Source organism: Photorhabdus sp. P32 (genome assembly GCF_038085095.1).
GTDB classification, from domain to species: Bacteria; Pseudomonadota; Gammaproteobacteria; order Enterobacterales; family Enterobacteriaceae; genus Photorhabdus; species Photorhabdus luminescens.
The window spans coordinates 43,656-59,890 of sequence record NZ_JAZGJN010000273.1 but is presented as its reverse complement, the minus strand read 5'-3'; the positions used below and the strand labels follow the sequence as shown (position 1 = coordinate 59,890).

The window sequence follows — 16,235 nt, the reverse complement described above, 5'->3', positions numbered from 1 at the left end:
GTATTATATCTCTTAATGCCATTAGTTGATTGAAATTTTTATTTATTGTCCCTATATAATCATCTTCTTTGCAATAAAAAGATAAAGTTAAAATTCCAAACTCATGGTTAATACCATGCATAGGAAAAGATATGCCATGATTTATGCCGTAATCTTTAATTTCATGTAAAAAAAGTGATTTTTTTTCTAGTTTATTGCAATCCCATATGAAAGGGATAGTGTTTTTTATGCAATATTCAAAAATGGGATTGTTATTGATATATTTTTCTTTTTTATATTTTAAGGCTAATTGATCATTATTGGTAATGAAATTTGCTTCTTTAATATTATTTTTAGTTGAAGAGAAAAAGAGAGAGTACCATTCTATATCAGTAATAGATTGAATGGTTTTAATAACAAAATGAAGATCATTAAACTCCTCAATAACACAATCTGAATAAAACTCATATAAGTCAATCATAATTTAACCTGGGTATTGTTATATTTTTCAAACCGTTAATACTAAGATTAGTCCAATAATTGACTAGAACAACTATCAAATCTGATAGTTGTGATATAAGCAAAACAGTGAAAAACTTTACTAGGAAGTGAATGAGGAACAATTTAATTTCAATTAACACACTTTAAATTAAGTGAGGATTTTATGAAAAAGCCTATTGTAGGTTTGCTCCTTAGTATTGTCTTTTTTTCAGCAAATACTCTTGCTTTCACTCAAGCGGAAAATGAAACCGAGGTCCAAAATAATATTGCTAATAGATTAACCCAACAATATAATAATACCGTTAAAGATTGTGGCGATGCTCAATCACCTGCTTTTCTTTGCTCTGGAGTTATATTGCGTGGCACTATACGTTCAAATAATCATAAATTTTGGCAACCTAGCTCATCATCTATAAAAAGTGGTGGTGTTTCTTTTTCATATTTAAGGAAAGACGCTAAGTTTAAACGCTTAGCTTATGGTTATAAAAATGGATTTATTGTTTTCCCTGAACATATAGCACCTAAAGATAGCGTCGATTTTTCTGTATTGTGTGCATTTCCTATTGATGGCTATACAAATGAGAGAGCGAATAAAGGTTGTGGTGAAAATATTACTAAGGCGAAAGATAAAGGTAAATCTTGCCAAGAACAAAATGTGATGAATTCCGATGATTGGATAAAAAATTATAGGAAAGTAAACTCTCAAGATCTTTTTCAATGTGGATTTAATGTTACTAAAGATGTAGATAATCCAGCTATAGCTTTCTATCAAATGTTAGAAAGTATCAAAAAACTTCCACGTACTCCTAATATTCCACCAAAACAGAATGAAATCAGAATTTCAACCTGGGAAGAAAATGATCCTAGTAAATTACCTATTGAAGCCCTTTTTTATTCAGAAAATTCAGGCTTAGCTGACGCGCAAAAAGATCAGCGTGATTATAAAGACGCAACAGGTAAATTTTTGCCTATTGTTAAAATGCTACTACCAAGAACTTTAACTGAAGATGCATTATTCAAGTTTAAAATTGAAGATCAAGTTATTAAGCCATAAACGATTATTGGATTACTGTAAGCTCTATTTTTCATACTGAGCTTACCTGTACTCTTCGTGATGAAACAGAACTCTGCTTTGACATCCTCTTCACCCTAATCAGCTAAGATCTGGATTAATATTTCAAACGCAGAGCTTCTATGACTACATTCTTACGACAACTGATGCCTTCCACTCATACCGGGCGTCAGTTTGTCACAGCTCAGCACCTGACTGTACTGGAGGGAACTCTTTCCCTCCATGATTACCTGAAACAAGTGGGTGAACGAATTATATTGCGCCATCCGCGGCGCACTCTCTTTATTTTCCCTACTCATAATGACCATAAACCATGCATTTAATTAAGCGGTAGTATCTGAAATCAATTGAGTTGCCGGATTATCCTAATCTTATTTACTCCTAAAAATTCAGACAAGAAATAGGTACTCCCCCACTAATAATGATACCGACAAGAAAGAATGACCATCCGCTCATCTTCCACTTTATGGATCAACCTATGCTCGTCAGTAATACGACGTGACCAATAGCCTGTGAGATCATGTTTCAATGATTTAGGTTTACCAATACCGCAAAATGGCGTTCTTTCTATATCTTTAAGAAACTCGTTAATCCGCTGAACAAGCCTCTTATCATTTTGTTGCCAATAAAGATAATCTTGCCAAGACTCTTCAGCGAAGAGCTTTATTCATCTCACTGCCTTTCCTGTAAATTACTATTACTCACCTGCTCTAATGATTTAAGTAAATGTTTAGCATTAGCTGGTGAATGCTCTATCGGTATAAATAAGATTTCATAATAGTGCTACACCCATTTTTTGCCTTCCTGGTTTTTGCTGTGATGAAAACAATTTTAAAAAGGCATCAACATAATTAAGTCACTGCCACATAAATTGACAACAATGATTTCGCGTTATTGTCTCATGGAGCGATTGCCATAATCGTTCTATTTTATTTAGCCACGGTGAATAGACCGGTAAAAATAACAAGGTAAATTTGGGATGTTGGACCAGCCAATACTTTACCTTCTGACTTCTATGAATACAGTAGTTATCTAAGATTAATGTGAGGGTTTCCGCATGAGGATATTGATGGTTCAGTTCATCTAATATTTTGATAAATAAATCTGAGTTCTTTTTTAATCCTTTAACATAGGTGACTTGTTCTGTTTGGGCATTGAGGCAGCCCGCAAGGTAATGTTTTTCATTTTTTCCCGGGGTGATAACCCGTTTTTGTTGCCCTTTGAAACACCAGTCCGTGCCGATTTTCAGGTTGAAATCAATATCCACCTCATCTTCATAGAAAACGGGATGTTTTTCTGAGCTATTCGCTTTAGCTTCCGTGATCTTTGCCATTTTCTCATCATATTCAGGATCAGGTTGTTTTACCGTTGGCGCCGCTCTGCGCCAGACAATCCCCACCAGAGCAAAGTAACGATAGAGGACATTTTGTGTCAGAGAGAGGTTGAGTCATTCATTGAGGGTATGAGTCATGAGCTCAAGGCTCCAGCGAGAGCGGAGATAACCTAACTTTTGGGGGGATTGCTGTAATAAGAAAAGCAATAGGTCATAGAGCGGGGTGAGATCCCAGACAGCAGGTCGGCCAGCCGGTAAACTTTTGAGCCCTTCCAGCCCATATAATGTAAAGCACTCAATCCAACGATTGACGGAAAAACGAGCGGCATGAAGGGTTTTCTATTATTTTGAAAAGTTATTTATACTCCTCCTCTCTTAGTACTTAGTCTAATTTCTGTGATCTGATAAATCACCAAATCAAAACGAATCACCCATTGGATTGAATGACGCCTGCAATTTCATGACTATATTGATACTACATTCCAGGGAATCCATTTCTCCGATTACCAAGACCAAGCTATTTGACAAAATATCCTGGCTCTTGAGAGCCTCAAACAGATCGATCAATAAATTGCACTTATCAGTCGAATCCGCTAGTTCTTATTGTTTTTACCAATGTAAGTAATTCTACCTGCCTGTGTATAGAGGTTATCGGCAAAAAATATTCTTGTTTTTTCCCTGATTAAGCTATCGGTGATAACACGATTTTTTCATGTGATCCCCTTAAGTTTAAATTACGAGAAAATTCTACTTATACACTCTGTTTTTTCGAGGAGATTAACTATGTCTCGATTAATGGAAAAAATTAATGATTTCATTAAATTAAGGCAACAAAAGAATGAAAGAAGAAAGTGTATCAATATTATTAATAATTTATTCAGATAATCCATTATTGTCCAAATTATTTGAAACATGTCACAATTTAGAGCGTTTTTATTATTTATGTTATTTTTCTATATTGCTTTGTTTTTTTTGTGTGCTAATTTTATATTAATGATAAATCTGTTAACAACTATCTCAATAAGGCAGTGATGATGGATTTCTTGTTCCAACAACGAAAAAAAAGTAAACCTACTCCGTGGTTTTATACTACTGAAGAGACACAAGTAAAATCACCTGTCCTATATTGTTTTGCCCATGCTGGGGGGAATGCTGAAGATTATTTACGTTGGCAATCTAAGTTATCTGATGTAATACAGATGAGAGCAATTTGTATACCTGGAACAGGGCGTCGTTATAAAGAAGAATATATAAAAAATATCGACTTATTAGTTACACAAATTGCCTCAGCAATTGATGATAATAGCCCCGAACAATATTATTTGTTCGGACATAGCATGGGCGGAATCATTGCTTTTGAAGTAGCAAATCGAGTGTCGTCACATGCTAGTGGATTAATAGTTTCAGCTTGCGCTGCCCCAAAAGATGTTCCCTCAAAAAGAGTTGTTGAAATGTCGCTTTTAAAAGATGAAGAATTCATTAAAAAAGCGCTATTTTTTGGTGGACTACCAGATAGCCTATTGGATTTTCCTGAGACCTCTGAACTGATAGCTTTACGTTTGAAGAGAGATTTTCAACTCATTTCTAAATATTGTTATCAGGAGCGTGCGCCAATTAAAACTCCTATTTTAAGCATTGTCGGTTCGGAAGATCCTCATATCTCTTCACAATTGATGAGAGAATGGGAATCCTTCACCGAAAAATATATAGGTCATCATACTGTTACAGGCAATCATTTTTATTTTGATAAATATCCCGACTTGATTGTCAATATTATAAAAAACACATTAGCTTTATCACCAAATGCTATTAATGAGAGATATAGTTCCGTCATTATTTGATCACTCTTATCTATTATAGCAATATAAATTATACTCTATACATATATACAATAATGTTTATCGGTAATATTTATGAAAAATAATGAAAAAACACCTGCTTTGCAACATAGCCAATATAAAAAAGGTGAAATATTCAGTCGACTCCATACCCATGATGGCCCTTTTATTATGCCTAATCCTTGGGATCGTGGAACTGCAATTATAATGGAAAACACTGGATTTAAAGCCTTAGGTACAACCAGTGCCGGGTTAGCTTTTTCATTAGGAAAATCGGATCGTTCTACAGCGGTTACTCTTCAGGAAACGTTGGACAATGCACAGTCTATTGTTGATATCACATCATTACCTGTATCCGTAGATCTTGAAGATGGGTTTGGTAAAACATCTGATGAAATCATGCAAACCATGCGAGCAGCGGCAGATACAGGTGCCGTAGGAGGATCCATTGAGGATTATTCCGGCGATCGGCAAAACCCAATACGTGACTTTGCCATTTCAGTGGAGCGCGTTGAAATAGCAGTCGAGGCTATACGTCAAATGAATTTTCCCTTTACGTTAACTGCACGAGCAGAAAACTATCTATATGGTATCTATGATCTAAAAGACACTATTGCACGTCTCAAAGCTTATGCAAAAGCAGGTGCAGACGTTCTTTATGCACCTGCTTTGCCAGATGCGGAATCTATTAAAGCAGTCTGCTTGGCTGTTGACTCCCCAGTTAATGTTTTGCTTGGTGCAGGTAATCGACTCTCTGCCGCTGAATTATTTGCCTTGGGTGTTACACGGGTTAGCTTAGGTTCTGCGCTATCTCGTGCAGCGTTAGGCAGCCTCATTAGCGCACTACAGGAACTTAAGCAACATGGCAGTTGTGAGTTTCTTACAAGTGCTGTGGGCTATTTTGATGTCGATACCTTATTAATGAAGGGTACATAATGATAACCCCAAATGATATTTCACCACAGGCTAGACTTATTGCCCCACACTATTTTCTTGGTGAATATCCTTTACCTTATAACAAGATAGAGCAATGGCAGGAAAGAGCTTCTAAGTTTTCAATGATAGAACAACCATCACTTTGGGGATGGGGACATGTCTATAAGACCTCACTCTCCATAGCAGAAATGGCACTCCATACAGCACAGAAGACGCTAGCTGAAGCTCGTTGTGAGGGTGAGCAAATTGATACGCTTTTGATCTGTAGTACACGTTTTCACGGTGGTCCCGAAGAACATACGCAATTTCTCCGTGAAATAATACAACCATTAAGTTTAACAAAGGCTGAGATCATCGGTATCACACTTGGACGGTGCACCAACCTGATAAAAGCATTACGTATCGCACAGGCTCGCATTTTAAGCGGTCAATCTAAACAGATTCTGGTGATAACCACAGACCGCATCACCTGTGAAGCAGAACGCTTGGAAAATTTTGCATTATTCTCTGATGGCGCAGCAAGCTGTCTTGTGGTCAGTAATGACGACCCACATCCCGGTTTTAATATCATTGCCAGCGCAGAAAAACAGGATTTACAACAAATAGCACAGGGACTTTCCGTTGAGCTGGCCAAGGCGGTAAATCAGCGCTTGTTCTGTCACAGCAATCTTACTATTTCCGATGTGGAGCGCCTCTTTCACTCCAATATCTATCTCCCGCTATGCAATCTGAAAGAAATGCAAGCCGGTTACCATGCTACACAATTGTATACCGACAATATCACACGCATCGGACATTGTTTTGCAGCGGATCCTCTGATTAATTTGGTTGATGCCCAACAACATACTGAATTACGAGCCGGTGGTTTCTTTCAATTGGCTGCCAGTATTCCCGGAGCTAGAGCATCCTTGCTATTACAGAAAGGAAATTAAATATGACCATCCATAACACTGACAGGACAACCGCTTTACCACGAGGAAAATTCCATTTTTCTCCACAAAAAAAAACAGAACTCACCACATTAATAAGAATGACAAGTTCTGCGAAAGAGTTTTATACGTTATTTGCCAAAGATATAGAAAGTGAACATCAGCAATTGTTGGCACTACAACTGATTGAAACGTTATTAACCACGGAATTAAATAGTTGGGATAACATTATTTTAACGCCTCAAACGCTGGGGCAATATATGGCGCAGGCTAGAGAAGCCTTAATACAACGTATTAGTCATCTTAAACAGTCCAAAGCAGATATTTGGGATCGATTATTGCGTCAGAGGGCTTTATTATCACTGATTGCTGGCTGTTGGTTAGATTACATATCCCAACCAGCAACTGAACCTGCGCAGATTGTATGTATGCTTAGTGGTCATAATTTTCATCTGAAAGGCAATGGAGAAATAGATAAAAGCCAACAGCAACAACGTCATCGCCGTTTGTCGGAACTAGGGATAAATGTACCGAAAGTATATACCCAAGGAATCTTAGCGACTCTGCAAACAACAGAGCTTACAGCCTGGCATGCCGCATTTTGGTTGGCGCTTTCCCGTCTCTCCGCCAGTTATTTACCAGAAGTCATCGGGTTCCAGTACGCTTATTACTGGCTTGGCTTTGATGATGCTTTATTGAATCTCCCAACTCCGATTAAACCACACCAACTTCAACAACTCCTTGAGACCTATCTGACATTTTGTCAGCACTCCTCTACTGGACAGGATGATATTAAACGCTTAATGCGTGCAATTAACGCCGCCGTTGAACTAGAGCTTGAACACAGTGACATGTTACTGGAATTGCAAAATCAGTTACAGCAACAGACATTGGACGATTGCATGGCGGAAATTGTGAAACGGCATATTCCCTTTGCAGGAAAACAGCATCAACGCATCAATCTGGAACAGCGCTCGCTAACACAGTGGTTTAATGAAAAAGATAGCAATATGAAAGTATTTTTAGAGACTTTCAAACATTCTCCTTATCTGCGTCAAACTGCAAACGGAAACTGTAGTTTCTTAAAAGCAATCCGATTTGGTGGTCCTATGTTCGGTATTTTTAACCAATATGAAGCCGACACGATAGCACGCTGGATAGCACAGTCCCGTCAAGCTGATACAAGCATCCATTTAACACAGGCAACAGAAGCAGGCAACAAACAAGCCGAACGCTGGAAAAACCATTATCAAAATGTGTCTGTAGAAGAACAGGTTGTCTGGCAGACAGCAAAAGTGCTAGATGAACGGGAATTGTTCTACCGTATGGTGAACATTGAACATTTTGCCAATCACCTCGACGGTATTAAATTGCAAGTAATGCAAACGCTTCAACAAGCAGAAATTCTGTTTACTGCGGGTCAGAATGGGCGTTATACCGATGCCAGTTATTTCCCTTTTTCGCCTGAAGCCCTTAAAGAACGTACAGATGCAATTTACTGGAATAAGCTGCTATATCCCTATCAAAGACTGACTGAAATTCCCGACCGGGAAAATGTTATTTTTGGTCAAAAACTGACGGCATTAGGCAGCATGATTGACGGCGCATGGACCCACAAAATAGGCGGAACGCTCCGCTACTATCGATGCTCAGATGGCATGATGCTAGCAATTTACGCCGATGAAATGGGGCGGGGAGATGTTGAAAAAAATCACATCACATTGATTTTGCGTGCTCTCAAAAGCATGGATATCCATCTTCCTCATATTCGCGATCCCGAATTCCGCCAACAAGATGAACTTCCTGATATCTATGCTTTCTCTCTGCATCAACTAGGTATGTCACTCTTTCCAGACACCTTCTATGAAGAGCTGTTGGGCTATAACCTGGGTATTGAAATGTTAGGGTTAGGTGAAATGCGCATGCATGAAATCCAAAAATTGCGCCATTATGGTTTTGACACAATTTATGAAGAAGCTCACCTCACCATTGATAATTTTTCAGCCGGTCACGCAAGACAGTCCGTCGATCTGATTATTGCCTATCTCGACGAGATAAGGACATTACTCACCGAAGAAGAACTTCAGCAACGCTGGTTGCGTATTTGGCTTGGTTATGCCTCATTCGCCTATTTTATAGAAACGGATCTGGTCAAACAGTATCAATCTGCTGGTGAAAATTACAGTGAACTACTGATCTAACTTTTTAAGGACAATAACCATGCAAAAGGCCAACCTTGTGAATCATAATCATTTCGTTAGTCATGATGCTGCAATGCTGAACCTACCTTTCTATCAGCCCGTACATCTTGCACAGATCGAGGCTCTGGAAGCATGGTGTCAACAACAGTACAAAACGTTACAAAAGCTTGCACAATACGACAGTGCAGAACAGGGAAAACGCCTGATACAACTTCTGGGACAAGCAGGTTGGCTACAGCATTTAATTGGACAACCCAAAGAATATCCAGCAGATGCGCGTTCACTCTGCCTATGCCGTCAAACATTGGCCTATTTTGACGATCTGCTTGATTTTGCATATTCCATTCAATCACTTAGCGGAAGTATCATTCAACGTTTTGGCAACGAAGCACAACGCCAACACTATCTTCCTGGTTTAGCCAGCGGTGAACGGATTGCTGCCTTTGCATTGTCAGAACTTCAGGCTGGCTCTGACGTTTCAGCTATAGCGCTAAAAGCTGAACAGCAGGGTGAATCATACATTCTTAATGGAGAAAAAGCCTGGATAGCACAGGGAGATATCTCTGATTTTTGTGTGGTCATTGCGCGTACTGACGAAGGTCCAGGAGCTCTCGGATTAAGTGCATTCATCGTGAATACCTGTCTTCCCGGTATAAGTAGCAGCGCCATCGGAGCAATAGCGCCGCGTTCATGGGCTCATCTACACTTTGACAATGTGCAAGTATCATCAGAAGCTATATTGGGAATACCTGGGCAAGGCTTTATTGTAGCACTCGAAATTCTAGACCGGTTTCGTATGACCGTAGCTGGTGCAGCCATTGGCTTTGCTCGACGAGCCGCTGATGTGGCATTACGCCATGCGGCTGACCGCAAAATTTATCAAGGCCGGTTGCTGGATCTGCAATTAATCAAAGCCATGTTGGCTAAAATGGAGATTAAACTTTCCGCCTCTGCATTGCTAACCGCACGCGCAGCTTGGATGCTGGATCAGGGACACCCTTTCGCAAAACATTCCGCAATAGCGAAATATTTTGCTACAGAGAATGCCTGTGAAATTGTAGATGATGCTGTGCAGATACTAGGCGCAACGGGTGTCGTGGCTAACAGTCAGCTTGAACGTCTTTATCGCCAAATCCGCCCACTACGTATTTATGAAGGCTCATCAGAAACATTGCTGATGAATATTGCATCAGCGCTGGACGCATACCGCCTACAGGAACGGGAGGATCTATGATGAAAGAGATGCAAATGAACCCACTAAGCGCAATTCAACATCCCTATCCGTATCCTTATTACGCTGAACTGACCCGAGAACGCCCTTTTTATTTCGACAATAAGCTGAATCTTTGGGTCGCCTCTGACGCAGCCTCAGTCAGAGTTATACTTAATGCGCCCCAAATGCAGGTACGTCCTGTAGCGCAACCGGTCCCAACTGGATTAATTGGTACACCAGCAGGTGAAGTGTTTGGACAATTGGTTCGCATGCAAGATGGTGAATATCATCGACAACTTAAATCTACCATAATTCAAGCACTCTCATCCGTTGACTCACAATATGTACGAGCGCTAGCCACGGATATTACTAACATACAGCTACGTCAAAAAACGGATATTAACAAATTAATGTTTTTGGTCCCTGCCAGCGTTATCGCAATCTTATGCGGTTTTGTTCCCGACATGGTACCGGAAATCCTGTCGCTGATTGCCGAATTCGTCTTGTGTATTCCACCAACTGCAGGGGTTGAACAGCAACAGCGTGCCAGTCAGGCTGCCAGACAACTTCTGACTTTCTTCGCAAAAGAAATAGAACAGGCCAAACAAGGAACTTTATTCTCTGAGCTATTACAAGCCTCTAGCGATAACGGTTGGACACAGCACGCAGCACTTATCTCCAACGCTATCGGCTTTCTCTCTCAGACTTACGATGCAACAGCGGGTCTCATTGGTAACACGCTTCTAGCTTACCGTCATTATTCGGATGCTTTTGCCGCTAATGTATTACCGTCTTTTATCAAAGAAGTTTCTCGCTTTGATGCACCGATTCAAAATACACGCCGTTTTGCTGCCAGCTCATTTAGTCACAACGGCCAACAAATAGATCAGGGGCAGACAATATTACTGCTACTTGCGGCTGCAAACCGTGATCCCGCATCAACTGTACATCCCCATGAATTCATTCTGGGACGTATGCAAGAACAGAGCTTTACCTTTAGCGATGGAAAACACCGCTGCCCAGGAGCCAAGATTGCTCAGGATATAACTTGCGGTGTAGTAGACGCTTTATTGAAGTATCAACCGAATTGGGCAGATAAACCATATCGGGTGCGCTATTTGCCATCGGGAAATGCACGTATCCCAGAATTTATTTTTTAACACTTTTAGAGGACTTAATGAACACAACAACTCCTTTACCTCAGGCTTTCATTTTAACTGGCGCATTTTGGGTAATTTGCCGTAACTCTTTATATCTCATACAATTAGCTGAACGTGGGCTAGCGATTTTAGTAATGACGCCTGAGCATTACCGTCATCACGCAGAAAAAGCTCGTTCCGATCGTAACAGTCCGATCTCCTTGATCTCCGAAGTCACTTACGTTGAAGGCGCTCTCAGCAAAGAAGCCTCATTTAATCCAAGCGCAATCGCGGCAATACAGGAATGGCGCCTGCGCTACGACATCGTTGGCGCTTTTGCTGTCGGAGAAACACTGGTTGAACCCACAGGTTTATTTACTGATGCATTAGATATCCGTTCTCCTGGCCTGAGGGCGACGCGTGTCTGTCGGAGCAAATATCTTCAGCGCTTTTACCTGAACCAGTACAGCCCGTACTCCCAAATTGTTCCCCCAGGCAAGTGCTCACAATTAATGTTAGAAGAGATGCCATATCCAATGATTATTAAACCGGCAACCCGCCACTCATCATCTGGAGTCATCAGTGTTGATAATGAGAAACAGGCGCGTGCAGCGCTATTGGAATATCCAGACTATGAGACACTGCTACTAGAACAGAAGGTTATCGGACAGGAATATTCTGTAGAATCTCTAATTCAAAATGGAATCCCCCTGTTCTCTTCCGTAACGCACAAAGTAACTACGGATACCCACAGTAACACCTTTGTTGAATTGGCTCACACAGTGCCCTGCAAAGAACCCGCAAGTACAATTTTGATTGAAGCAGCAGAACGCGTACTAGCAGATTTGGTATTCGCTGACGGTATCGCGCACTCAGAATGGCGTCTGAGCAGCGAAGGAAAACCCTATCTCATGGAGATAGCTGCCCGAACCCCAGGAGACGGCATCTTACCGTTATATCAGTTAGCCTGCGGTCAACCTCTCGAACCAGCGATTCTACGCATCATGCTGGGTGAAAAAGCAGAATACCCGTCCCCACGCAGGGTAGCACGTCAGGTCTATCTGGAACATCATCCTGGATTACTGATGGATGTCCGTCTTAATTGGCCTGGCATTACAATTAAATGGATCAGTGATAGCGATACCTGGCCAGATATACCTTCCGGCAACCCTGATGATGCCCCCACATTACGTGCAGTATTTGTCCATAAGCAACGAGGAGAACGTCTTTATCCATTACGTTCTTCCGACGATCGCGCCGTTGCATTTTTCATTGACGCCGCCACCCTTGAAGAACTGGATCAGCTTGAAGCACAAGTCAAAGCCAGCATTACTTTAGAAATTGAGGATTATCATGACTAGTCGTTCAACATCCCCTGGTGTTTGGGAGACTTTCGCCCAAAGCCCGCTTTCTTCAAAAGTGATTTTACTGGGCGTAATGGTGAACCGTTTATCTGGTTTCCTACAAATCTTTATTGTGCTATTTCTCATTTCTCTAGGGTACTCACACCAGCAAACTATTTTTGCTCTCGCCGTTTACGGAGCAGGCGCTGTTATTGGCGCTTTAATGGGAGGAAGTATCAGTGAACATTTTGGCGCACGTACTGCTAGCATGATCAGCATGGGAGCCACTGGCATACTCACAGCAGCCTTGCTTTATCTCTCCAATTTCATTGTGATTCTGATTGTTGTCGCATTAGCTAGTTTATGCGCACAGTTATTCCGTCCGGCATCATCAGCGCTGCTCTCACAACAGACACCACCAGAACGCCAAACGATGATTTTCGCCATTTATCGTCTAGGACTTAATCTCGGTGCAACAGGAGCTCCGCTTGTTGGCTATGCTCTGTATCAATGGGGGCATGAAAGCTTTACCTATCTTTTCTGGGGAGAAGCAATCATTGCGGGGCTTTACGCGTTGCTGGCAGCGCTAACTCTACCAGGAAAACTAGCTACCAACAGCCCAGAAAATACCGGAGAAACCTCTCAAATACAGGGTGGATACCGTCAGATTTTAGCAGATCGTCGTTTCATACTATTTTTACTAGCAACCTTTTGTCATTCTGCGGTATTTGTTCAGTACATCACTACGTTACCGATGTATGTGGAAGATAAAGGTATTGCCCTGTTTTGGTACACCTTAGCCGTTTCTCTCAATGGCATGATTGTGATCTGTTTTGAACTGTTGATCACCAAAGTGACGCAAAATTATGAGAAACGCAAAATGCTGGCCTTTGGTTTCACTCTGATCGGTGCAGGTGTAGCATTTTATGCAGTGCCTATCGGGCCTGCGGCGTTGATTGTAGGAACCCTCATTTGGTCTTTAGGTGAAATTATCTCTGGACCAGCCTTCTTTGCTTTCCCTGCGAATGCAGGACCATCCAAACTGAAAGCCCACTATTTAGGAAGTTTTCACTTTATGTTTAGTTTAGGGATCGCCTTAGGACCCGTTATTGGTGGGTGGTTATATCTGGCCTTCGATGAAGGTGTATGGCCCATTGTCGCTTTAGGTTCCTTCTTTGCTGCTGCAATCTGTGGCTACTATGCCAAAGAAAACACAACAGCAGAAAAAACGGCAACAAATCATACTGTCATCAAAACTGATGAAACTACAAAGTGAGCATATACCACAAGTTATGAAGGAGAGAAAATGATCCAATCACCACAAGAAATAAAATCACATTACCACCTTTTAGGTATTGGTGTAGGTCCAGCAAATTTAAGTCTGGCATCACTACTCTATAACAAACCCAATATCACTAATCTGTTTGTCGATCAGAAAGAAGAGTTTTCTTGGCATGACGATCAAATGATTGAAGGGGCTACATTACAGGTTTCTATATTTAAAGATCTGATCACGCTTATTGATCCAACCAGTATATTCACTTTTCTTTCATATCTACATGAAAAAGGGCGCATTTACCATTTCCTTAATGCACAATTTGATAAGATACCACGCCGTGAATTTCGTAACTATATGGCTTGGGCCGCTGAAAAAAACGAAAATATAATATTTGGAGAAAAGGTTTTCTATATTGATTTTGATCGCGTATTCAGAATTAAAACCACTAAACGCGTAGTAACAGCAGATCATCTAGCAATTGGTGTAGGTACACAACCGTGGGTGCCTGAATTTGCTGTACCCTGGTTAGGTGATACACAATATCACATCAGCCAGTACATGCAAAAAAGTAAAAACGTTATGGGTAAACACGTTGCAGTTGTCGGTGGCGGTCAATCTGGAGCAGAAGCTTTTTTAGATCTTTTATCCAAGCCAGCAAATGAACGCCCAGCACATATTAGCTGGATTTCACGACGCCGTAATTTCTTTCCGATTGATGACTCCACTTTCACTAACGATTTCTACATGCCATGCTACTCGGATTATTTTAGTAAATTACCTTTAAGTTTACGTCAAAGTACGAATACCGCTAACATATTGACATCGGACGGTATCTCAGGGCCTACCCTGCGAAATATCTACCAAAAACTGTATTACTTCCAGTTTGTTATACCTAATAGCATTACATTTGATTTACTACCCAACTGTTCTGTTACACAAGTTAAATCTATACCAGATAGAAACTGGATGTTGATATATGACCATACTGATACCGCACAAACTGAACAAATGGAAGTGAATGAAATCATTTGGGCTACAGGTTATCGTCCAACTGAAAAACATTTTCTTGGCCCATTAAATGACCGTATTTTGCATGAAAATAATGAATTCGTTGTGAATGATGACTTTGCTGTTGTATGGGATGGTCCAGCTGATCATCACATCTTTGTTCAAAATTCAGTACACGGCCAACGAGGATTACCGGATTTAAATTTAAGCTTAAATGCTTGGCGGGCACAACGCATAGTGGGCCGTCTATGCGGAAAATATCCTAAACAGCAATTACCTTCTTTTATTGCGTGGTCTCCAAGACATGAGTTTATAGAGAAAAATAATACATCTCCATAATCAAATGAAACAACAATGAAAAAATAACATAATTTATTAAAAATAATATCCAAACACTAACCCAAGAAAATATCATGAATAAGATTAATATTGCTATTATCGGTGGAGGAATTATTGGAACCATAATAGCCAAAGAGATAAAGAAATTTAACCCTGAATTATCGATCGCGATTCTCGAAAAAAGACTTTTAGGATTTGGCAGTTCTTTTTATTCTGCTGGTGTGCATTTTCCAAGAGGAAATAGTGAGTACGTCAGAAAAATGTCTTTATATAGCCATGAATATTATCAGAAAATGATAACAGAAGGCGCACCAATATATCCTCTCATTACAGAATTAATTACAGAGAGAAATAATAAAAAAGGCACACTAGATTCTTATTTACCCTTAACAGAATTTATGTCGATTCAATCATCCTCTAATAAAGATATTGATATTTCTTTACTACCTGAAATGAATATTTTCCAAGGCAAAGGCTGTCATTATGCAGATGTATTTAACGTGGTTAATCTTTTAATACGTAAGTTACGTCCACTGATTAAAATTTACGAAGGAACCAGCGTTAATACTCTGCAAAAACTCACCAAAGGATATCAACTTGGCCTGAGTACTGGAGAACAACTGGAAGTAGAAAAGGTCATTTTATCACCAGGCTCTTGGATAGCAGAGCCAGCCTGGCACGATCAAGTATCTGCATTGGGAATTCGTGTAAAGAAAATCGTTGCGGCACATATTAGGCAAATACCCAAGCCACAAGATCCGTTGACTATCTTTCATGATGAGGATGCCTTTTTACTGCCATGTCACAACCGAGGACATTGGCTGTTTAGTTATACCTGCCAAGAATGGGATGTTGAACCACAAAATATTTACGCCTTACAACCTAAAGACTTAAGTGAGGCAAGGGATGTACTAAGCAAATACGCCCCGTCTTTGGCCCAAAAAATCTATGATGGGCGCGTATTCTGTGATGCTTACAGTGTGTCGCGTAAACCCATTATTACCTATTTGGATGAAAATCTGATTTTTGCTGGCGCCACGAATGGTGCCGGCTATCGGCTCGCGCCGGCTATCGCCGCCAACGTTATTAAATTGCTTTTGCAAATAAATTCCTAAGAGAGAAATA

Annotated in this window: 14 protein-coding genes and 1 pseudogene; 12 read left to right on the top strand and 3 right to left on the bottom strand. The window is 40.4% G+C overall.

Translation table 11 applies throughout. The annotated features are described in order from the left end of the window. On the bottom strand, positions 1-460 hold a 460-nt coding region (locus tag V2H77_RS14440), incomplete at its 3' end, for an autoinducer binding domain-containing protein (protein WP_341499348.1). Between the two features lie 183 nt (positions 461-643). Between V2H77_RS14440 and V2H77_RS14435 the strand changes: the two genes are divergently transcribed. After that, positions 644-1,534: an N-acyl homoserine lactonase gene (locus V2H77_RS14435; protein WP_341499347.1), complete on the top strand. Its 891-nt coding sequence runs from the start codon at positions 644-646 to the stop codon at positions 1,532-1,534. A gap of 140 nt (positions 1,535-1,674) precedes the next feature. Next, positions 1,675-1,875 (top strand): hypothetical protein, encoded by a 201-nt coding sequence (locus V2H77_RS14430; protein WP_341499346.1) that lies wholly within the window; start codon positions 1,675-1,677, stop codon positions 1,873-1,875. A 92-nt stretch (positions 1,876-1,967) separates the two neighbouring features. On the opposite strand, the gene V2H77_RS14425 is transcribed toward V2H77_RS14430, so the two are convergent. Then, a complete protein-coding gene (locus tag V2H77_RS14425; RefSeq protein WP_341499351.1) occupies positions 1,968-2,219 on the bottom strand; it encodes a Txe/YoeB family addiction module toxin in 252 nt (83 codons plus the stop codon). 105 nt (positions 2,220-2,324) lie between these two features. After that, a pseudogene (locus tag V2H77_RS14420) lies at positions 2,325-3,224 on the bottom strand (IS630 family transposase); the annotation flags it as partial. A 692-nt stretch (positions 3,225-3,916) separates the two neighbouring features. On the opposite strand from V2H77_RS14420, the gene V2H77_RS14415 reads away from it, so the two are divergent. The 10 genes from V2H77_RS14415 (at position 3,917) to V2H77_RS14370 (ending at position 16,225) form a co-directional block, all read left to right on the top strand. Beyond that, complete coding sequence (locus V2H77_RS14415; RefSeq protein ID WP_341499345.1) at positions 3,917-4,726, top strand: thioesterase II family protein; 810 nt, start codon at positions 3,917-3,919, stop codon at positions 4,724-4,726. Positions 4,727-4,798: 72 nt separating this feature from the next. Then, a complete protein-coding gene (locus tag V2H77_RS14410) occupies positions 4,799-5,659 on the top strand; it encodes an isocitrate lyase/PEP mutase family protein (RefSeq protein ID WP_341499344.1) in 861 nt (286 codons plus the stop codon). After that, positions 5,659-6,591 (top strand): hypothetical protein, encoded by a 933-nt coding sequence (locus V2H77_RS14405; RefSeq protein ID WP_341499343.1) that lies wholly within the window; start codon positions 5,659-5,661, stop codon positions 6,589-6,591. Before V2H77_RS14410 ends, V2H77_RS14405 begins: the two co-directional genes overlap by 1 nt. A gap of 2 nt (positions 6,592-6,593) precedes the next feature. After that, positions 6,594-8,789: an iron-containing redox enzyme family protein gene (locus V2H77_RS14400; RefSeq protein ID WP_341499342.1), complete on the top strand. Its 2,196-nt coding sequence runs from the start codon at positions 6,594-6,596 to the stop codon at positions 8,787-8,789. Between the two features lie 19 nt (positions 8,790-8,808). Beyond that, positions 8,809-10,023 carry an acyl-CoA dehydrogenase family protein gene (locus V2H77_RS14395; protein WP_341499341.1) on the top strand — a complete coding sequence of 405 codons (1,215 nt, stop codon included), beginning with the start codon at positions 8,809-8,811 and terminating at the stop codon, positions 10,021-10,023. Further along, the gene (locus tag V2H77_RS14390) at positions 10,020-11,162 is read left to right on the top strand and encodes a cytochrome P450 (protein ID WP_341499340.1); all 1,143 of its coding nucleotides are present in this window, start codon (positions 10,020-10,022) and stop codon (positions 11,160-11,162) included. The genes V2H77_RS14395 and V2H77_RS14390 overlap by 4 nt, the downstream gene beginning before the upstream one ends. Before the next feature lie 17 nt (positions 11,163-11,179). Further along, a complete protein-coding gene (locus tag V2H77_RS14385; protein ID WP_341499339.1) occupies positions 11,180-12,502 on the top strand; it encodes an ATP-grasp domain-containing protein in 1,323 nt (440 codons plus the stop codon). Further along, positions 12,495-13,760 carry an MFS transporter gene (locus tag V2H77_RS14380; protein WP_139656127.1) on the top strand — a complete coding sequence of 422 codons (1,266 nt, stop codon included), beginning with the start codon at positions 12,495-12,497 and terminating at the stop codon, positions 13,758-13,760. Before V2H77_RS14385 ends, V2H77_RS14380 begins: the two co-directional genes overlap by 8 nt. 30 nt (positions 13,761-13,790) lie before the next feature. After that, positions 13,791-15,110, top strand: coding sequence for a lysine N(6)-hydroxylase/L-ornithine N(5)-oxygenase family protein (locus tag V2H77_RS14375; RefSeq protein WP_341499338.1), 1,320 nt, complete (start codon positions 13,791-13,793; stop codon positions 15,108-15,110). Positions 15,111-15,184: 74 nt separating this feature from the next. Beyond that, on the top strand, positions 15,185-16,225 hold the full coding sequence (locus tag V2H77_RS14370) for an FAD-dependent oxidoreductase (RefSeq protein ID WP_341499337.1): 1,041 nt from the start codon (positions 15,185-15,187) through the stop codon (positions 16,223-16,225). Positions 16,226-16,235: the final 10 nt, after the last annotated feature.